This window comes from Lawsonella clevelandensis, assembly GCF_003241315.1.
GTDB lineage: Bacteria > Actinomycetota > Actinomycetes > Mycobacteriales > Mycobacteriaceae > Lawsonella > Lawsonella clevelandensis_A.
In genome coordinates, this window is record NZ_QFOZ01000003.1 from 22,136 (window position 1) to 42,151 (window position 20,016).

Annotated in this window: 18 protein-coding genes; 8 read left to right on the forward strand and 10 right to left on the reverse strand. The window is 53.5% G+C overall.

Annotated features, from left to right (window positions below; all coding sequences use genetic code 11):
- Positions 1–8: 8 nt before the first annotated feature.
- The 8 genes from DI579_RS03350 to DI579_RS03385 form a co-directional block, all read right to left on the reverse strand.
- Entirely contained in the window at positions 9–518 is a 510-nt protein-coding gene (locus tag DI579_RS03350; protein ID WP_290598966.1) for a gamma-glutamylcyclotransferase family protein, read from the reverse strand.
- 177 nt (positions 519–695) lie between these two features.
- Positions 696–2,216, reverse strand: a complete 1,521-nt coding sequence (gene glpK, locus DI579_RS03355) for a glycerol kinase GlpK (RefSeq protein ID WP_290598964.1) — start codon at positions 2,214–2,216, stop codon at positions 696–698.
- A 205-nt stretch (positions 2,217–2,421) separates the two neighbouring features.
- The gene (locus DI579_RS03360) at positions 2,422–4,215 is read right to left on the reverse strand and encodes a biotin carboxylase N-terminal domain-containing protein (RefSeq protein WP_303678693.1); all 1,794 of its coding nucleotides are present in this window, start codon (positions 4,213–4,215) and stop codon (positions 2,422–2,424) included.
- A gap of 131 nt (positions 4,216–4,346) precedes the next feature.
- The gene (locus DI579_RS03365) at positions 4,347–5,264 is read right to left on the reverse strand and encodes a sulfurtransferase (RefSeq protein WP_290598960.1); all 918 of its coding nucleotides are present in this window, start codon (positions 5,262–5,264) and stop codon (positions 4,347–4,349) included.
- Between the two features lie 176 nt (positions 5,265–5,440).
- A complete protein-coding gene (locus tag DI579_RS03370; protein ID WP_290598958.1) occupies positions 5,441–6,760 on the reverse strand; it encodes a TrpB-like pyridoxal phosphate-dependent enzyme in 1,320 nt (439 codons plus the stop codon).
- Positions 6,761–6,902: 142 nt separating this feature from the next.
- Complete coding sequence (locus tag DI579_RS03375; RefSeq protein ID WP_290598956.1) at positions 6,903–7,121, reverse strand: acyl-CoA carboxylase subunit epsilon; 219 nt, start codon at positions 7,119–7,121, stop codon at positions 6,903–6,905.
- A gap of 164 nt (positions 7,122–7,285) precedes the next feature.
- A complete protein-coding gene (locus DI579_RS03380; protein WP_290598954.1) occupies positions 7,286–7,930 on the reverse strand; it encodes a nucleoside triphosphate pyrophosphatase in 645 nt (214 codons plus the stop codon).
- Positions 7,931–7,941: 11 nt separating this feature from the next.
- Positions 7,942–9,579: an acyl-CoA carboxylase subunit beta gene (locus tag DI579_RS03385; RefSeq protein WP_290598953.1), complete on the reverse strand. Its 1,638-nt coding sequence runs from the start codon at positions 9,577–9,579 to the stop codon at positions 7,942–7,944.
- 104 nt (positions 9,580–9,683) lie between these two features.
- Here DI579_RS03385 and DI579_RS03390 point away from each other — a divergent pair, with 104 nt between their 5' ends.
- The gene (locus DI579_RS03390; RefSeq protein ID WP_290598952.1) at positions 9,684–10,583 is read left to right on the forward strand and encodes a biotin--[acetyl-CoA-carboxylase] ligase; all 900 of its coding nucleotides are present in this window, start codon (positions 9,684–9,686) and stop codon (positions 10,581–10,583) included.
- The gene (locus DI579_RS03395) at positions 10,543–11,286 is read left to right on the forward strand and encodes a PH domain-containing protein (protein ID WP_303678710.1); all 744 of its coding nucleotides are present in this window, start codon (positions 10,543–10,545) and stop codon (positions 11,284–11,286) included. Before DI579_RS03390 ends, DI579_RS03395 begins: the two co-directional genes overlap by 41 nt.
- A gap of 101 nt (positions 11,287–11,387) precedes the next feature.
- Here the strand turns inward: DI579_RS03395 and DI579_RS03400 are convergent, their stop codons facing one another.
- Complete coding sequence (locus DI579_RS03400) at positions 11,388–12,023, reverse strand: GtrA family protein (protein ID WP_290598950.1); 636 nt, start codon at positions 12,021–12,023, stop codon at positions 11,388–11,390.
- A 172-nt stretch (positions 12,024–12,195) separates the two neighbouring features.
- Here DI579_RS03400 and DI579_RS03405 point away from each other — a divergent pair, with 172 nt between their 5' ends.
- Together DI579_RS03405 and purE are read left to right on the forward strand one after the other, a co-directional pair.
- The gene (locus tag DI579_RS03405; RefSeq protein WP_303678694.1) at positions 12,196–13,458 is read left to right on the forward strand and encodes a 5-(carboxyamino)imidazole ribonucleotide synthase; all 1,263 of its coding nucleotides are present in this window, start codon (positions 12,196–12,198) and stop codon (positions 13,456–13,458) included.
- Between the two features lie 72 nt (positions 13,459–13,530).
- Entirely contained in the window at positions 13,531–14,043 is a 513-nt protein-coding gene (gene purE / locus DI579_RS03410; protein ID WP_290598946.1) for a 5-(carboxyamino)imidazole ribonucleotide mutase, read from the forward strand.
- A 74-nt stretch (positions 14,044–14,117) separates the two neighbouring features.
- Here purE and DI579_RS03415 read toward each other — a convergent pair whose 3' ends face one another.
- Complete coding sequence (locus DI579_RS03415; RefSeq protein WP_303678695.1) at positions 14,118–15,623, reverse strand: LCP family protein; 1,506 nt, start codon at positions 15,621–15,623, stop codon at positions 14,118–14,120.
- A 225-nt stretch (positions 15,624–15,848) separates the two neighbouring features.
- Here DI579_RS03415 and rfbB point away from each other — a divergent pair, with 225 nt between their 5' ends.
- The 4 genes from rfbB to DI579_RS03435 all read left to right on the forward strand — a co-directional run bounded on the left by rfbB (position 15,849) and on the right by DI579_RS03435 (position 19,969).
- Entirely contained in the window at positions 15,849–16,862 is a 1,014-nt protein-coding gene (gene rfbB, locus DI579_RS03420; RefSeq protein ID WP_290598942.1) for a dTDP-glucose 4,6-dehydratase, read from the forward strand.
- Complete coding sequence (rfbD, locus tag DI579_RS03425) at positions 16,813–17,886, forward strand: dTDP-4-dehydrorhamnose reductase (RefSeq protein WP_303678696.1); 1,074 nt, start codon at positions 16,813–16,815, stop codon at positions 17,884–17,886. Before rfbB ends, rfbD begins: the two co-directional genes overlap by 50 nt.
- A gap of 13 nt (positions 17,887–17,899) precedes the next feature.
- Complete coding sequence (locus DI579_RS03430) at positions 17,900–18,796, forward strand: glycosyltransferase family 2 protein (RefSeq protein WP_303678697.1); 897 nt, start codon at positions 17,900–17,902, stop codon at positions 18,794–18,796.
- Between the two features lie 69 nt (positions 18,797–18,865).
- Positions 18,866–19,969 carry an NDP-sugar synthase gene (locus DI579_RS03435; RefSeq protein WP_290598937.1) on the forward strand — a complete coding sequence of 368 codons (1,104 nt, stop codon included), beginning with the start codon at positions 18,866–18,868 and terminating at the stop codon, positions 19,967–19,969.
- The last annotated feature ends 47 nt before the right edge of the window (positions 19,970–20,016 follow it).

The following is a 20,016-nucleotide window of genomic DNA, read 5'->3' on the forward strand; positions in this document are numbered from 1 at the left end:
ACGCGTGTTTAACGCTGCGCTGGCCGGCAACTGCGCATGCGTAGCTCACGTACATACTGTGCAGGTGCCCCCGCTTCCTCTGCAGCGTCAGCGATCATTGCAAGGTATTGGGCGCTGGGAAGTCCGCCTTCATAGGCGTCCATGACATAAAACCAGACGAGTTCAGATTTTTCTTGAACGGCGCTATCTTGTCCGTCATAAAGGCTGAAGCCATGTGGGGTGGTAATTCGAGCCGTCACACGGGTTTTTATTTTCCGGTGAATATCTTGGTCGTAGGCTTCCCACTTATCTAGGCGTCTTTCGTCGCGCGTGGGAACATCGTAGAGTGCAACGAAGACGCGGCTGGTGGGGTCTTCGACAACTGTGGCAAGGGCGCCTTCCCAGCATGAGACGTCTTCTCCGGCAAATGTTAGCCTCCACCCTTCAAGCCAGGCGGTGCCGGCTAGCGGCGAGTGAGGAGCGTGGCGCAGCATGAGTGCGGGTGCCATGTTCGTTCCGTAGGCGGCATAGAGAGACATATTTTGAGAATATCGCGGTGACGGCCCTTGTGCTACCCCTTTTACGGGATTGCAGAAGGGGTTACAACATTATTAATAAAGTTTTCAATATCTATAAAGGCTGTGTGCGGTTGAAGGGGGATAACCTCAACCGCACACAGCCTTTACTTCTATGCTGGTTGCATAGAAAAGCAATGATTAAGCCCAATTAAGGGAGCGTTCCACTGCCTTATTCCAGTTGTGGAAGAGTTCTTCACGGGTCTTCTGATCCATGTGAGGAGTCCACATATCACTGGGGATCCAGTTGGCGCGGATCTCATCGGTAGAACTCCAGAAGTCAACGGCTAGACCAGCCGCGTAGGCAGTTCCCAGTGAAGCATTCTCACGGAGCTCACCACGGACAACAGGGCAATTAAGCATGTCGGCCTGGAACTGCATAAGCAGCTTATTCTCTGTCATACCACCGTCAACCTTAACGGTCTTCAGCTGGACATCAGCCTGCTTGCGCATGGCTTCGGCAACCTCACGAGTCTGGTAGGCGGTTGCCTCCAGGGCGGCACGAGCAATGTGATTACGGTTAGCGAAACGAGTGAGGCCAACGATGGTGCCGCGGGCGTCCTCACGCCAACGAGGGGCCATAATGCCGGAGAATGCAGGAACGAAGTAGACACCGCCGTTATCCTCAACTTCTGCAGCCAGAGCTTCAATATCGTCAGAGGAGTTAAAGAAGCCCATATTGTCGCGCAGCCAGCGAACTGCCAGACCAGTGACGGCAATGGAGCCTTCTAGTGCGTAGACGGGTTCTTCATCGGCAAGACGATAGAAGACGGTAGAGATAAGTCCATCGGCAGGCTTGGCGGGCTCTGCGCCTACGTTGAGGAGGAGGCTGTTGCCGGTGCCGTAGGAGATCTTTGCTTCGCCGGGGGCAAGGCAGGCCTGGCCGAAAGCAGCTGCCTGCTGGTCTCCGAGAATACCGGAGATAGCAACTCCCGGTAGCGGGCCGCGGCGGCGTACGTGGCCGTAAACCTCGGAGGAGGAACGAATACGGGGGAGAATACTCTTCGGAATATCGAATGCAGCGAGGAGTTCGTCATCCCACTGGCAGGTGTTGATATTCATGAGCATGGTGCGGGAAGCATTGGATACGTCGGTGACGTGCTTGGCGGGGCCGTCAACGGATCCCTGTGCGCCACCGGTGAGGTTCCAGATGAGCCACGTGTCCATGGTACCGAAGAGGAGTTTTCCTTCATCGGCTAGTTTGCGGGCGCCCTCAACATTGTCGAGCATCCACTTAATACGGGGGGCGGCGAAGTAGATAGTGGGGGGAAGACCGGTGATTTCGCGGATACGGTCCTCGCCAACCTTTTCAACGACTTCGTCAAGGCAATCATGGGAGCGGGTATCCTGCCACACTATGGCATTACAGATGGGCAGACCGGTAGTTTTATCCCAGAGTACGGCAGTCTCGCGCTGGTTTGTAATACCGAGTGCTGCAACGTCATTGGAAGTAATTTCCATGACGGCGAGAACTTCCGCAAGGGTGAGACGGGCGTTCTTCCAGATCTCCATAGGATCGTGTTCAACGTATCCGGGGGCGGGGAGAATCTGGCGGTGGTCACGCTCGGTGGTGGCCATTAGATTTCCATCGTGATCGAAGACAGAGCAGTGTGTGAAAACAGTGTCTTGATCAAGGGCAATAACATAGCGAGAGCTAGGCATGTAATGCTCCTTTTCGGCATCAGAGTTATTCCAAATATACCGAAAGTAGCCTCCTTCGCGGGTGTATGAAAGCAACCTAAAAAGAGCATTTCGACCGCTGTTTTTGTGGCATTTATGCAGGTAACAACGGTGTTATTAGGCAGTTAAAGGAGTTTCTACAAGGGGCAAAGGTTGCCACATCGGAAAGAAATAAGCGCAGAACTACTTATTCACCATTATCCTGGAGAATCTTACACATGGCCGTTCCGGGGGTAACCGGAGTTCCCGGCTCCACAGAAAGCTGTGTGATAGTGCCCGACTGATGAGCCAGAACAGGATTCTCCATTTTCATAGCTTCAAGGACAATAACTAGATCGCCTTCTTTAACGACCTGTCCTTCTTCCACTGCCACCTTAACAACAGTGCCCTGCATAGGGGCGATAATAGTGTCGCCCGATGCAGAAGAACCAGCGTTGGAAGCGAAAGTACGGGGACGCGGTTTACGAACCTTAGCAGGACGAGAACCACGCACAACAAAATCGGCGGGAAGGCTTACTTCCATGCGCTTGCCGTCAACTTCAACAACAACAATTCGATTGGGGAGACGCTCCATCTGGGGTGCATCCGGATCCTCAACAGCAGCGTCAAAGGGATTCTTCCACTCGTTTTCAATCCACTTCGTGAAAACGTTGAAGCCATTACTATCTCCCACAAAATCTGGGTTGGAGACAATATGACGATGGAAATCGAGAGTCGTTGCTAAACCCTCAATATGGTACTCAGACAAGGCACGCCGGGCACGGGCAAGAGCATTCTCACGAGTCTCGCCCCACATGATGAGCTTTGCCAGCATGGAGTCGAACTCGCCGCCCACAATATCGCCTTCGCGGACACCAGAATCGACGCGCACGCCCGGGCCAGTAGGCTCTTCATAGCGGATAACAGTGCCGGGGGCAGGGAGGAAGTTGCGGCCTGGATCTTCACCATTAATACGGAACTCAAAAGCGTGACCCACCGGAGTTGGATCCTCTTTAATGTCGAGTTCTTTACCTTCCGCAATGGCGAACTGGCGCAGCACAAGATCAAGATTGGTAGTTTCTTCGGTGACGGGGTGCTCCACCTGTAGACGAGTGTTGACCTCGAGGAAAGAAATAGTGTCACCCTGCACCATGTATTCAACAGTGCCGGCCCCGTAGTAGCCTGACTCGCGGCAAATAGCGCGGGCGGAGGAACGGATTCTCTCTTCCTGCTCCGCGGTGAGGAAAGGTGCGGGGGCTTCTTCAACAAGCTTCTGGAAACGACGCTGTAGAGTGCAGTCACGCGTGCCAACGACAATCACGTTGCCGTGTTGGTCGGCAAGAACCTGTGCTTCAACGTGGCGGGCATGGTCGAGGTATTGCTCCACGAAGCATTCACCGCGTCCAAAAGCGGCAGTTGCCTCGCGGGTAGCGGAGTCGAAGAGCTCCGGGATTTCCTCGATGGTGTGGGCAACTTTCATACCGCGTCCACCGCCACCAAAAGCGGCCTTAATAGCAATGGGGCAGCCATACTTTTTAGCGAAAGCAACAACCTCGTTGGCGTCTTTGACGGGGTTCTTAGTGCCGGCTGCCATAGGGGCGTTAGCGCGCTCTGCAATATGGCGGGCGGTCACCTTGTCACCCAGATCACGGATAGCCTCTGGCGGTGGGCCTATCCAGATGTAGCCGGCGTCAATAACTGCCTGCGCAAAATCAGCATTTTCAGAGAGGAAGCCATAGCCGGGGTGAATAGCGTTAGCCCCTGTGGCAGCTGCAGCCTTGAGGAGCTTCTCCACATTGAGGTAGGTTTCAGCGCCGGTGGATCCGTGCAGAGCGATAGCCTCGTCAGCGAGGGAGACGAAAGGGGCATCAGCATCGGGATCTGCATAGACGGCCACACTGGGGATACCAGCATCGCGGGCACCTCGGATAACGCGGACGGCGATTTCGCCGCGGTTCGCAACGAGTACTTTCTCTATTGTGGCTGTTGCGGTAGCGGACAATATTCTCTCCTGTAGTGTGTTTCCAACAGACTGTTTATACCGGGTAAAACCTCACTCAAAGTCTACGCTTTTCTGTGAGTTTCATTGTGTAAGAACTAGGCACAAACTGGGGTTTACACAGTTGTATGTCGTTAGTTTCGGGCACTTAACGATAGTGGGAAAGATACTGTTCCCGGCGCTGTGCCCTGCACAATAGGCATTCGCACCGCAGTACCCCATTCTGACCATGATCCCTCATAGTTATAGGCGCAGTTGCAGCCCAAGAGGTATGTGAGAACGAACCACGTGTGGCTTGATTGCTCACCCATGGTGCAATAGGTAATAACGTCCCGTTCTTCGTCAGCAGAAACGACGCCGTCATAGATATCTTCTAGAGCCTTGTGGGGAAGAAAACGGGAGTCGGGGCCAACTGCACGATTCCACGGGATATTAAAGGCTGTGGGGATATGCCCAGAGCGGGAGACAGTGGGGGAAAGATGCGGAGAAAGCGTATTTCCTATGTACTCATCGCGGCTGCGCGCATCAATAATAAGAGCTTTCCCCAATGATGCGAGAACATCCTGGCGGTAGACGCGGAGGCTACTGTCGTGGCGTTCCACAATGGGGTAATCGGACTCGGGGAATGCCCGCACAGCGAAACTACTGGGGCGTTCTTCTAGGAACCAGGCGTCGCGCCCACCATCGAGAAGACGCACATCTGCATGGCCGAAGAGGGTGAATACCCACAATGCGTAAGCTGCCCACCAATTGGATTTATCGCCGTAGAGAATAATCGTGTCGTTTTGGCGAATACCAAGACGCCGCATCAAACTAGCGAAATGTTGGCCGTTGACAAAGTCACGAATATGGGGGTCGAAAAGATCACTGCGCCAATCCAAACGGAGAGCGCCGGGAACATGTCCAATATCGTAGAGGAGGCGATCTTCATTGCATTCCAGAATGCGAAGACCGGGATAATCGAGGTGCTCCGCTAACCATTCGGTAGAGACCAAACGCTCCGGGTGTGCGTAGTCTTTGAACCGAGGGTTGGGATCATACGGCGCGGGCACGTGTTCCTCCTATGAAATGCAGCAAGTCCACTGATAATACTAGTTTTTCAAACAAATAATGACGAATAACGGAGAACACCGTCACCCGCCCATATCTATACACAAAGAATAGAAGGGCAGATGACGGTGTTCTCTTAGCAGAGGTGTTTTCTTAATAAAGATGCTCGTAGCAGCTTCTAGAAGCCTTTAAGCATGCCAACCTGGGCGTAGGACGGCAAATCCAAAAGCCCGTGGCCAGACAGACCAATCACAATAGAGGGACCGCTGCCAGGAGTTCCCTGGTGCTTGCGTGCCTCCAGAAGCGCGCCGGCCAAAGCGTGCGTGGACTCCGGCGCCGGAACAATACCTTCTGTACGGGCCATCAGTCGGCCAGCCTTGAACGTGGTTTCCTGCGGCAGCGCTATGGACTGCAAAAGCCCCAAGTGGTGGGCGTGGGACACCATGGGGGCCATGCCGTGGTAGCGGAGGCCACCAGCGTGAATAGGATCCGGCACAAAGTCCGCACCCATGGTGTACATCTTCATCAGTGGGGTAGTGTGCGCAACGTCGCCATAGTCGTAGCGGAATTCACCTTCCGTCATGGACGGGCATGACGCGGGCTCCACCGCCACAATCTTGGTGGTGCAGTTACCGGCAATCAGTTCCCGAATGAAGGGGAAGGAAAGACCCGCCAGATTAGAACCGCCACCTGCGCACCCAAAGACGTAGTCAGCCTGGTCCTCACCAAACTTCTTAAGCTGCAAGAGAGTTTCTTCACCAATGATGGTCTGGTGCAGCATCACATGGTTAAGAACAGAACCCAGAGTGTAGTGAGTTTTCTCATCCTCCAGGGCAACTTCCACTGCCTCGGAGATAGCCATTCCCAAAGACCCTGTGGTCCCCGGGAATTTCTCGTTCATTGCGCGGCCGGCTTTGGTATCCATAGTGGGGGAGCTGTAGCAGCGTCCACCATAGAGGTCCATCAGCATACGGCGGTAGGGCTTGGACTCGTAGGAGGTGCGTACCTGCCATACCTGCACGTCAATGTCGAACATGGCGCCGGCATAGCTGAGGGCAGCACCCCACTGGCCAGCGCCAGTTTCTGTGGTGAGGTGCTCAATGCCCTCAATCTTGTTGTAGTAGGCCTGCGGTAGAGCAGTGTTGGTCTTGTGCGAGCCGACGGGACTGGCACCCTCGTACTTGTAGTAGATACGGGCAGATGTTCCCAGTGCTTTCTCTAGGCGACGAGCGCGGAAGAGGGGGCTTGGCCTCCACTGGGTGTAGAGCCGTCGAATCGGCTCCGGGATTTCCACATAGCGGTCTTTTGTGAGCTCCTGACGGCAGAGTTCAGCTGAGAAGAGCGGTTGCAGATCAGCCTCGGTGACGGGCTCTTTCGTTGCCGGATTGAGGTGGGGAGCGCACGGCTCGGGGAAATCAGCATTGAGGTTATACCAATGTTTGGGCATCTCGGATTCATCCAGGATGACCTTTGTATTTTCAGAAAATATATCAGTCATACCTCATAGTGTCTCACCCTTAAGCGGGAGAAATCCATCCGTACAAGAATATTGCGCGCAGGGAACCCAATAATCTACTCAGCGAATTCACTAAAACTGACTACAAATCGCTGACTATGAAGTAGTGACGACGAATTACTGACTATGAATTATTGGAATACGCCGTAGGAGAATAAGCCACGATAGGTGTGAACTGGCGTTTAACGCTACCCCAGTTATCTAAAGCAGAGGATGACTCCGGCATAGTGTCAGTTGATGCAGCGAATGCCAGGGTACGGAGAGCCTCACCAATGGCCGCAACATCAGCGTCAGTAGGGTTACCCTTGACGACCTTAAAAACCACATTTGGCTGTGCAGTCATATACGCGCCCTCTCTTACTTTTACTGGTCTTACTTCTCATTTCACTAGCTACCGGTCACTAGCTACTGGCTATACGGAATACAGCCTGTAAACACTAATATTCTACCGCGGCACTATAGAAAAACTAACTTTACCAAGCCGTACCAAACGGAGACGCACTCGTGTTACGCCCTCTGCTCCACCCGATTCCACAAGTCCGTCACAGTAACACCAAGTTCACCAGCCAACCGACGCACCGTCGGAAGACTCAACCCAATAACATTCGACGGATCCCCCTCAATAGCGTCAATAAACCAGCCACCCAAAGCCTCAAGCGTAAACGCACCCGCACAATAGAGAGGCTCACCAGACTCGGCGTAGCGGCGAATTTCCGCATCGGTGGGAGACCCAAAATGCACAACCGTACGGGTGACAGCAGAAGCGTCGGTACGCGCACCATCATGCAGACGAATAAGCGTATGGCCTGTTAGAAGTTGTGCAGAGCTTCCCCGCACCCGCTGCCAGTGCGCAACCGCGTTAGCAACAGTAAGAGGTTTCCCCACCAGCTCCCCATCTGCTGTCAGAAGCATAGAATCGCAGCCAATAACAAGCGCATCAGCCGCTATATCCGGATATGACTCCACCACTTGGTCAGCCACATTGACGGCCTTAGCCGCCGCCAAATGCTCCACCAAAGGAGGGCCAGCCGGGAAACGCTCCTTCAACTCCTCCTCGTCCGCAGTAGAAACAAGCACCTGCGGTTCAATACCGCCGCTTCGCAAAATCTGCAGACGAGAAGGGGATGCTGACCCCAAAACAACAGTGGTCATTGCAGAAGACATTACAGAGGAATATTTCCATGGCGCTTCGGATACTCCGGAACAACCTTCCGCTCCAGCAAACGCAGCGCAATAGCAATCTCATCACGAGTATGCGACGGCGGAATCACAGAATCCACAAAACCACGCTCCGCCGCAACATAGGGGTTAATAACCTGAGCCTCATACTCAGCCAGGAACTTCTCTGCCAGAGCGTCCGCATCCTCGCCCTTCTCCGCCGCCTCGGCAAGCTGCTGACGGTAGAGATACGGCACAGAATTAGCGGCATCATCAATAGCAATCTGCGCAGTTGGCCACGCGAGGTTAATATCGGCACCTAGATGCTTCGACCCCATAGCGTTGTATGCCTCACCGAATGCCTTCCGAACAACAACCGTGACACGCGGAGTAACTGCCTCGCCATAGGCGTAGAACAGCTTAGCTGCAGAACGCACAGCGCCAGTCCGCTCCTCCTCCAACGAAGGTAGGAAGCCCGGCACATCAACCAGCGTAATAACAGGAATGTTGAAGGCATCACAGGTACGAATAAAACGTGCCGCCTTCTCCGCCGCCGCTTTATCAATAGCCCCAGCTAGCACCTGCGGCTGATTAGCAACAATAGCAACAGAGCGACCCTCAATACGGGTAAAACCAGTCAGCATATTAGCGGCGCGACCAGCCTGTACCTGCATGAACTCACCATCATCAACAATGCGCTGAATAATACCCAACATGTCGTAGGGAGCAGCGTCCGAATCGGGGATAAGAGAATCAAGCTCCAGATCTTCCGGGCGAGGATGGCTACCAGGCGCGCCGGGCAACTTCACCCAAGGTTGTTTAGGAGCTTCAGCACGGTTATTCGAGGGGAGATAAGCAAGGAGTTCCTTCGCGTAGGTAAGAGCATCCTCCTCATCGTCAGCGACGTAATGGCAGAGTCCGGTCTTCTCCATCTGTACATCGGCGCCGCCTACGTCTTCACCCGTGTCTTTCGTGGTGGCGTCGACACTGCGGGCGTCGGCACTGCGGGCAGCGATCATTTGGGGCGTGCCAACGAGCATTTCGGACTGGCCACGCACCATAATGACAAAATCTTGCAGGGCAGAAGCGAAAACATTACCGCCAGAGCACTTCCCCAGTACCACAGAAATCTGCGGGATAAGGCCAGAAGCCTTCACAAGGCGCTGGAAGATCTGTCCGTAGAATGCGAGGGAGTTAATACCCTCCTCTAAACGGGCACCCTGGCCATCCAGAATGGATACCAGTGGGCGGCCAGTTTTAATGGCGAGATCAAGAATTTTGACGATCTTCTCGCCAGTAACTTCGCCAACAGTACCGTTGAGGACAGTTGCATCAGCGGAAAAGACGCACACAGAACGCCCATCGACTGTTCCGTAACCGGTAACAACACCATCACCTACCGGCTTGAAAGCCGCCATACTGTAGGAGTTGGAACGGCTTTTTGCCAGCGCGTCAGTCTCAACGAAAGAACCCTCATCAAGCAGAGCGAGGACCCTTTCGCGGGCAGTCATACGGCCAGCTGCATGGATTTTGTCAATAGCCTCCGCTCCTACAGGGGCTTGGGCCTTAGCCATGCGCCGACGGAGTTCGTTCAGCTTACCAGCGGTGGTATGGATACTAGGTGCGCCATTACTCATGTGCATCAGTTTACTCAACTGTAAGCTCTCTAGAGAACCCGATATGGTCTAGATTGAGCTTATTTTAAGAATGATCCCCACGCTCACCACACCCCTTCTGCGGAGTCATAATGTCCCTCGTCCCCACTCGACCTCTCGATATTTCCGCTTTACACGCGGCCCTTGTCGACAATCCGGCAACCTCCTGGCGCTCTATAGATGTTGTCGATACAACCGGGTCCACCAATAGCGACATGGTGAAACGAGCGAATAATAATCTCGATTGCGATAGAGAAATCCTTCTTGCTGAATATCAAACCAATGGGCGAGGACGCTACACCCGCAGTTTTGTTGCCCCTCGTCATTCATCCCTCAGCTTTTCTGCACTTATCCGCATTGGAACAGTGTCATCCAGCAGGTGGCCATTACTTCCGCTGGCCACTGGGGTAGCGGTTATTGACGGACTACGGCACGCACTTCACGATGCCGGCATTAATAGTGATGGGGAAGACGTAGGTAAAGGGGGAGATGTCGATCTTTCTCTCAAATGGCCCAACGATGTCCTCTGCAACGGGAAAAAACTCGCTGGCATGCTAGTGGAAATGGGGGTCCTTGACCGTACCTACCCGGATGGGTCGTCCGCCGCCGCCATTATTCCCGGAGTGGGTATTAACATTACGCAGTCCCCCGCGGAACTGCCCGTTGACTATGCCACGTCGCTAGCAATGGTGTTAGGGGATCGCACTCCTAGCCGAGAAGCTCTTGCTACCGCAATTTTCACCGAATTGGATAGACGGATAGGAGAGTGGCGGCAAGGGGGAACTGCTGTTATAGATGATTTCGTGGATCGGTGTTCCACCATTGGGCAAGCGATTGATGTACAACTGCCGCAGGGTGAACTTGCCCACGGTACTGCCGTGGATATAGCGGAGAACGGGTGCTTACTTCTTCGTACTGGGGCAGGAACAATACAAGCAATTCGTGCTGGTGATGTTCGGCATGTTCGCGGAGGCGGTTGTTACCTGCCATGATGGTCTTATGAAGAGAAGCGGCGACTACCCGGAGAATATCCTCGACCCGGGCGAGGAAATTCTCATCCACGAGCGGCCCCACTGGATAAGCCTGGCGGGTCCAACCCTAGTGGGTGTTGCGGTAGTTATGGTGATGATGCTTCTGCTGGGGTTCGCAGATGCCCTCAATGAGGGAGTACTGCGCACGTGCGTCTATATTGTTATCGCCGTCTGTATGGTGGGGCTTCTTATCGCGTGGACGTTTTTACCGGCGTTACGGTGGCTCGGTTCAAGTATTGTTGTGACGAGTGACCGCTTAATATTCCGACAGGGAATAATCCGAAAAGAAACGTCATCCGTTTCTCTTGCCTGGATACAGGCTGTGGAGGTAAAACAATCTCTCCTGGGGCGAATGATGCACTACGGCACTATTCATATTTCTAGCTATGAACTAGGCGGACTTCGTTTCGACCGAGTACCTCACCCGCATGATGTGGAAAGCGCTATCCGTTCGGGTGCTACGTCATTGCATCAGTCCGCTGGTTATCCGCAGCAGTTTTACTACATGCCGGCGGAGGGGTATCCCGCATATCCCCCAGTAGGCGTTGGCTATGGGCAGCTGCCACCTTTGGCAACGTATCGGCCGCCGCAATCTATGCAGTCTCCACAATCTCCCCAGTCGCCACGTGATTTACCTCGTCAACGACGCCTTTTCCGGCGGTAAACAGCGGCGTAAACGATAGCGTAAACAGAGGCGTGGGCAGTGATACGAGCAGTACAAGTGTGTAGTGCGCGAAGGAGTGCTAACTGACAGTTATGTGTCAGTTATGACGCGTCAGTATCGCTCTGAATAGTGGTTGCGCTAGTAGCATGCGCAGTCTTGTTGTCCACAGAATTTTCTGTGCCATTCTCTGCTGCATTGTCTGCTGGTGCAGAGGTGGAGGAAGTGACGTCGTGTGCTTTCGGATTTTTCGGGAAAACGAACTTATCGAAAGCCCACCAACGCCACAGCATAGCGAGAAGCATGCCAATGATAGAACCAAAGAGGAAGTCCCACAAGGACACTGCTAGCTGGGATGTAAGTCGGCCTCCGTGGCTGGTAAGAGCGAGTCCTAACACATTACGCGAGAACCATAGCGGAATAGCGTTAATAACAATACCAATGGCAGAGACCACGAAGAAGGAAACAGCCTCACGGGTGCTTCTCTTACCGCCGCGCTCCTGAAAAGCCCACTGTGAATTGAGAGCATAGGAACAGATGACGGCGATAGTAACTGCCAGGATCTTCGCTATGGTGGCTTTTTGGTGCATAACGGTCAACGTCAAGGCATAAAAGACAGCATTGTCGATGATGAATGTGATACCGCCAACGACGGCGAAGCGGATGAATTCGCGATGCTTAATGAAGAATGCACGCCACTTCTCTGGCATGTGTTGGAGGAAGGACTCTTCAAATTTCACAGGAGTCAGCTTACCTTCTTCCCTTATTAACGTGACACAATGGTAGCGGAATGCCAGGTTATCTCCCCTTCGCTGATGGTTCAGTATGGGATCACAATACGGGATCACAATCGAAGGGAAGAACCAGACGATTAATTTTACAACGTCATCACCGCTGGAAGAGTATTGCCCTATGCCTACTGCGCCTCGTCACTATCCGCCCGTTACCGAACGCATCATGCCCAAGGTGGCCATGATCGGAGGTGGACAACTTGCTCGTATGACGGCGCAAGCCGCTATCGAGCTGGGACAAACGTTGCGCGTAGTGTCACCCGGACCTACTGAATCTGCTGCACAAATTACCCCCGATGTCGTCGTTGGCGAGCACACCGATATAGAGGCCATTCGGAAAGCCGCGGAGGGTGCGGATGCCGTCACCTTCGACCATGAACACGTCCCGCAGGAGCTCCTTGCAGAACTGGTGAAAGAGGGAGTGAATTTTCAACCCCGGCCGGAAGCTCTCCTCTATGCACAAGATAAGTGGGAAATGCGGCGTCGACTAGATGAAATGGGTGCGCCCGTTCCTCCCTATGCTCGTCTTACTACAGATGACGATGTCGCGGCGTTCTGGGAACAGAATAATGGCGAGGTCATTATAAAAACTGCCCGTGGGGGATACGACGGGCATGGTGTGTGGGCACCCAAAATCCTGGAAGAAGCGCAGGATATTGTGCGCAAGGGTGTTACTGACCACGACATGACTATGCTGGGGGAGTGGAAAGTCCCATGGGTCGTGGAGTTATCAGCCCTCGTCGCCCGCTCTCCGGAAGGGCAGGGAGCAGCCTGGCCCGTCACCCAATCCATCCAAAAAGATGGTATTTGTGCTGTGGCGATGGCTCCCGCCCCTGATCTGCCGGAAAGTGTCGCGGTGAAGGCCCAGCAGCTCGGTTTGCGAATTGCCCAAGAACTAGGAGTGACGGGTGTACTGGCGGTAGAGCTTTTCCTTCTGCCGGATCATTCTCTGCTTATTAATGAATTAGCGATGCGGCCGCACAATACTGGCCACTGGACACAGGATGGGTGCATCACGAGCCAGTTTGAGCAGCATCTGCGCGCTGTTTTGGACTATCCATTGGGTGACGTTTCCATGCGGGTACCTTTTACTGTTATGGCGAACGTGTTGGGGGCTCCGGTAACTCCCACGATGACAATGGATGAGCGTGCTCACCACCTCTTTGCCCGCTTCCCCAATGCGAAACTGCACATGTACGGCAAAGGTGAACGCCCAGGCCGTAAACTGGGACACGTCAATGTATGCGGCCCGCTAGACGGTTCCATCAGTGATCCCGCCTACGTGGCGCGAGTGAAGCGCGAAGCGGAGTTAGCAGCGCACTGGATGTCGGCAGCTGAATGGCTAGACGGCTGGGATCCGCATACCGGACAGAAAAACGACTAGTAGGCTCAGCGTAGATGAGACACAGTGTAGATACCGTGCAGACACGCAAGTTTGCGATGAAAGGCGAATGTTATGGCTTCTGATACTCCCCTTGTAGGTATAGTAATGGGCTCCGATTCCGACTGGCCCACAGTGAAACCGGCTACGGAAGCCTTAGACGCCTTCGGGATTCCCTGGGAAGTGGGTGTCTATTCCGCCCATCGCACCCCACAACGCATGCTGGATTACGGTAAAGAAGCAGCGAGCCGCGGTCTGCAGTGCATTATTGCGTGCGCGGGCGGTGCCGCCCATCTTCCTGGCATGGTGGCGGCAGCGACTGCACTTCCCGTTATCGGAATTCCGCGCGCCCTCAAGAATCTAGAGGGTATTGATTCGTTACTGTCTATTGTACAAATGCCGTCTGGTGTGCCGGTAGCAACTGTTTCTATTGATGGTGCAAAGAATGCGGGGCTACTTGCAGCTCGCATTATCGGTGCAGGTAACAGTGACGTACGTGCCAAGGTGGAAGCCTTCATGTCCACAATGGAAGAGGAAGTTGTGGGCAAGCATGCGGCGCTGCAAGATAGGCTCGGCCTTAATCGCTAGTTGGTGCGTTAATTAATGCTGTGTTTAGATGCTGCGTTAATTAGCACGCACTCATTAACGTGTTAGCTAACGTACTAGTTAACGCATTGTGGGCCGTGCCCGCCGGCATTGATGAATGGGTTGGTGCCGGGGGTAGGTGTGGCTTTCTTCGACGGTAGTTTGAGCTCGCTGGCGAATACGGTTCGGCCGTTCTTTACTGCCGGACCATCGTAGTCATCTGCAAGAACAACGCGAACAGTTCCCACTGGTACGTCTACAGAGCTTTGGACAGGTAATCCTCCAAGGTCTTTACCTACTGCTTCGGCAGCCGCCATAGTTTGTGGATTTCCAATAACGATGCTGGTGGGAATGTTCTCGTTAGCGTTTCCGGTGTTATCAATTTGGTAGCTCAGGCTTCCCAAGTATTGGGCTACGGCACCTGCTACTCCAGAGTGTGATCCGGCGTTGAGAACAGTGAGCGATACAGCGGAGCGTTCAATATTGACGCGTCCGGGTTTCGGTAGTTCGCGCTTTTTCGTCTTTTTCTCAGTGGATCCGATAGTGCGTTGTACCCACTGTTTTACCGCGGGGGGATCTATTTCAATGGCGCTTACCATGTCCCCATTGTCCAGTTGCATGTGGGCATCTGGATTAACAACGGGAATGGTGGAGAATTTCACTTCGCCACCGCTAAGGTGCTGTAGTTGCTGCGCGAACTGTATGACGTCCCATCCGTCATCTACCACTACTGAGCGGTTAATGGCGTGGGTAAGACGGTCAAGAGCTTGTGGATTGGTGAGGACTCCAGCAGAGAGAATCTTCCGCACCATGGACGCCATGTAGGCCTGCTGGCGGGTAATACGGTCTAAATCGCCGCGCATTAAGCCGTGGCGTTGCCGGACGAAAGCAAGAGCTTTTGACCCGTTGAGAGTCTGAACCCCCGCGGGGAAATGAGAACCGGAGTAGGGATCGTCAACTGCTTGGTTTAGGCAGACTTCCACGCCGCCAACTGCATTAGTCAGGAGGACGAAACCGAGGAGCCCAACTTCAGCGTAATGGTCGACGGTTACGCCGGTAAGATCGGCAACTGCTTTGAGGAGTGCCTCGCGTCCCGCGTCAGTGGCTACTTCCTCAGCTTTTTGATTGGGGACGCCGCGGTTAAGCGCCTCTTGTTTAGCGGCGAGAAGTGTTTGCCCATAGATGCCGTTAATCTTCCCCGACCCCAATTTGGGAGTGGTGACCCAGGTATCGCGAGGGATAGAAATGGCGGTGGCTGAGCGGCCATTGTTAGGAATGCGTATGAGCAGAATGGTGTCCGTGTTAGTGGACTCAATATCGGTACCGGCGTGCAGCATATTCCGCTCAGCCGGGGTAAGAGGGTTACCTTTTGCATCGGTGCGGGAGTCGGATCCTACTAGGAGGATATCGGTGGCTCCGTCTTCCCCTCCGCCGATATTGAGAAAAGCGTTAGCAGTATTTCCTTTAAGAGTGTCTAGTTTGGTCCAGGCGTAGGTGGATACGACAAGAAGAAGAATGGTGATGATCGCGATAATTGAGCGCATAATTCGCGTAAAGAGCATATGCGGTGCACGCGCGTTCATAGCACCTACTTTCGTTCTGGCATATCCGGGCGTAACAGGTAGCGGTAATAGAGTACTCTCCTTAGCCTACGGAAAAATAACTGATTTACGACAATCGCCAAACCTTTTTATCAAGATACCTGCAGGATGAGGCTAAGAAAGTGCTCTCTAATTCTTCGGTAGGTACTCTATAAGTACTCCATAGGTACGCTGGGAACAGGTACGGATGCTGGGGAAGGATGTAGGGTGAAACTTTTTGTGACAGGTGGTGCCGGTTTTATCGGCTCAGTATTCACCACAATGGCTCTTGACGGTTCCCTCAATTTACCTGGTCTCGAGGCTGTTACTGTCTACGATGCCCTTACCTATGCGGGGACGCTGACGAATTTGACGCAGTGCGCTAAGGATCCACGATTCTCCTTTGTACGTGGCGATATTTGTGATGAGGAGACGCTGCATCGTGCTATGAGTGGACACGATGCCGTTATTCACTTTGCCGCCGAATCCCATGTTGACCGTTCTATTAATGGCGCCACAACTTTCGCCCACACGAACGTGGTGGGTACCGCGGCGGTAATGCAGGCTGCCCACGATGTGGGGGTAGAGCGTGGCGTGCACGTATCCACGGATGAGGTATACGGCTCGATTCCCTCGGGATCATGGCCGGAAACAGATCCGCTTGTTCCGACTAGCCCCTATTCGGCGTCTAAAGCTGGGTCGGATCTTGTTGCCCAGTCTTTCTTCCGTAGCTTTAATCTGCCCGTTGTTGTTACTCGTTGTTCTAATAACTATGGGCCGCACCAATTCCCTGAAAAACTTATCCCCCTTTTCGTCACTAATCTGATGGAGGGGAAGAAAGTCCCTGTTTATGGTGATGGGTCCGCCCGCCGCGATTGGCTGCATGTCACTGACCACTGTAGGGGGCTTGCATTAGCTCTCTGCAAGGGACGCCCGGGGGAGGTCTACAACATTGGTGGAGGTACCGAGCTCACCGCTTTGGAGATGACAAAACGCATTGTTGCCGAGATGGGAATGGGCGAGGACATGATTGAGTTCGTTGCTGATAGACCTGGGCATGATATGCGCTATTGCGTGGATTATTCCAAAGCCCGCACGGAGTTGGGATACCAACCCAGTGTCAGTTTTGAGGATGGCATTGTGTCGACAATAGCGTGGTATCGAAACAATCGTGAATGGTGGGAACCGCTTCGTGCGGGAGCCCCCAGGATGGATCGTCTGGACACTAATTCTGGGAAGTAATTCTGTGGTATCGCAAGGTCATATTCACATACTTGGTGCGCATGGGCAGTTAGGCTGTGCCTTGCGTGCTACTCACCCTGTCTTCAGTGGTTCTGTTTCCAATGGCGAGACGGTAGTGACCTCATATTCCCGGGCGGACTGTAATCTCGCAGATCTCCATGTTTTTACAGGCAATAGTGCACTGTCTGTGGATAGTGGCGACATTGTTATTAACTGTGCCGCCTATACCGCGGTGGATGCTGCTGAACATGACGATGCCATGGCTTATCGCATTAATGCTGAAGCTCCCGGCGAGCTTGCGGTGTTGTGCCGGCAGCGAGGGGCGCATCTTATTCATATCAGTACTGACTACGTCTTTGGCGGCGAACCGCGACGTGATGAGAATGGTATGCCGCTACCGTGGGGTGTCAGCGATCCGGTATCCCCACAATGCGTTTACGGTGTTAGTAAGGCTGCTGGCGAAGACGCTATCCGGAAAGTCTGGCAGGATGTCCAGCAAGAAGGTAAGGGTACCCAGCCGGCAGTTATTGTACGAACCTCGTGGCTTTTTACGGGACCACAACGTTCGCAGTGGGGTATTGGCGGTGGAGATTTCGTGACGACAATGCGGCGTCTCTACCGTGAGAAAAAGCACTTAACAGTGGTCGATGACCAATATGGGTGCCCCACGTACTCCTGTGATTTAGCCCGTGGTATTTGGGAGATTTGTCACAAGCTTCGGCAGGGGGTAACTATTCCAGGACTCTTACATGCGTCGAATGCTGGCGCCACAACCTGGTATGAGTTTGCTACTGCGATTATTACAGGTAGCGGTGGCAGCACTATGGATGTTTCTCCTTGTAGGAGTTCCGATTTCCCCACTGCGGCAGTTCGCCCAGCCTGGTCAGTATTAAGTCCCACTAGTTGGAATAATGCTGGATTAATGCCCTTCCGTTCTTGGCGAGAGGCTCTAGCGGAATCTTTACAGGAACCTCCAACACACTTCCCGGATGGCGTTTCAGTTCGAGTTAATACGCCCATATAGCTAGGCTATTACCGTGGCACGACCATCCTTAGCAGTAGTAACGGTGACATATTCGCCGGGTCGTTATCTGCAGACCTTTCTTGACAGTATTCCTGCAGCAACGACACACCCCGTCCATGTTGTTATGGCGGATAACGGTTCTACCGATGGCGCACCTGAAGCTGCCGTTGATATGTACGCCCATACTCCCAATCTGACGGTGGAGCTTCTTCGTACTGGTGGAAATATTGGATACGGGTCTGCAATTAACTACGCTGTCCAGCATTTGCGTGACAGTGAGAATGATATTCTGCCGGACTATATCCTCATCTCTAATCCTGATGTGAAATTCTCCCCGGGTTCGATTGATGCCTTACTACATGCCGCTGAACGATGGGATAATGCTGGATCGTTAGGGCCGCTTATTCGCGAAGCGGATGGCACTGTGTACCCCTCAGCGCGTTCCATCCCGCGGATACGCAATGGTATTGCCCATGCTCTTTTAGGCTCTATCTGGCCGTCCAACCCCTGGACGAAGTCTTATCTTGATGATCGCGATATGTCGTCGGAACGTCCCGCCGGGTGGCTTTCCGGCTCGTGCTTGCTGGTAAGACGTGACGCTTTTGACTCCATTAATGGTTTTGACGAGGGTTACTTCATGTACATGGAGGATGTTGACCTTGGGGATCGCCTCGGACGAGCTGGCTGGCAGAATATTTTTGTTCCCTCTGCAGAGATTCAACACGCAAAAGGACATGCTGCCAGTGGACACCCAGAAACAATGTTGCCCGCTCACCACAAGAGTGCTTATAAGTTTCAGGCGGATCGTCACCCCCACTGGTGGCAAGCTCCCCTGCGGTGGATATTAAAAGGTGGCCTGTGGGCCCGTTGCCGAATTGCGGTAGCGATGGCCCGTCGAGGGCGCCGTTAACGCCGTACATTATTGTGTTCATTATTGTCTATACATTTTTGCCAATTTCAAGGAACTGGATAAATTACCATGACCGCACCTAACCGCCTGAGCCAGGACGTTCTCGACGCCACCGATGCTGTGGTGCTTGTAGGCGGAAAAGGCACTCGTCTGCGCCCGCTGACTCTCTCGGCCCCTAAGCCTATGCTGCCTACTGCCGGACTTCCTTTCCTTACCCACCTCCTGTCCCGCATTAAAGACGCCGGAATTAAGCATATTGTGCTGGGTACGTCATATAAGGCGGAAGTTTTTTCAGACTACTTCGGCGATGGATCTGAATTCGGTCTAGAGATTGAATACGTTGTTGAGGAACAGCCACTGGACACGGGAGGCGGCATCCGCAACGTACTTCCCAAGCTGCGTGGCGATAACATTATGGTCTTTAATGGGGACGTGCTGGGGGGAACAGAACTACAAGATATCCTCGCCACGTTCGTCACTAAACAGGCAGACGTGGTGTTGCATCTTGTGCGGGTAGCGGATCCGCGTGCATTTGGGTGCGTCCCTACAGATGATGATGGGCGTGTACAGGCTTTCTTGGAGAAAACTCCGAATCCGCCCACGGATCAAATCAACGCCGGATGCTATGTTTTCCGCCGTGAAATTATTGAGAGTATCCCCGCAGGTGTGCCAGTGAGTGTGGAACGCGACGTGTTCCCGCATCTTTTGGAAACAGACTGTCGCATGTATGGGCATGTGGATTCCCACTACTGGCGGGACATGGGTACTCCGCAGGACTTTATGCAAGGTTCCGCCGATCTTGTCCAGGGTATTGCCCCCTCCCCAGCTTTGGAGGGGCACCAGGGCGATTACCTGGTGCTACCTGGAGCAGATGTTGCGGAAACCGCGTCTTTGCAGCAAGGTACAGTTGTTGGGCAAGGTGCGGTAGTTGGCCACAATGACGTTGTTACTTCATCTGTTCTCTTCGATGGGGCAGTGCTAGGCGACGATGTTGTTATTGAGCGTTCGCTTATTGGCAATGGTGCCCATATTGGTAATGGCTGTGTTGTCCGCGATGCCGTTATTGGCGATGACGCTATTATCGGTGATCGCTGCGAGTTGCTGGATGGTATTCGTGTGTGGCCGGGGATCGAGATCCCGGATGCCGCTATTCGTTTTTCCACCGATGCCTAGCTTCTCTCTATCTGTCGTCTAGCCGTTATCTAGCTGACGGCTGGGTG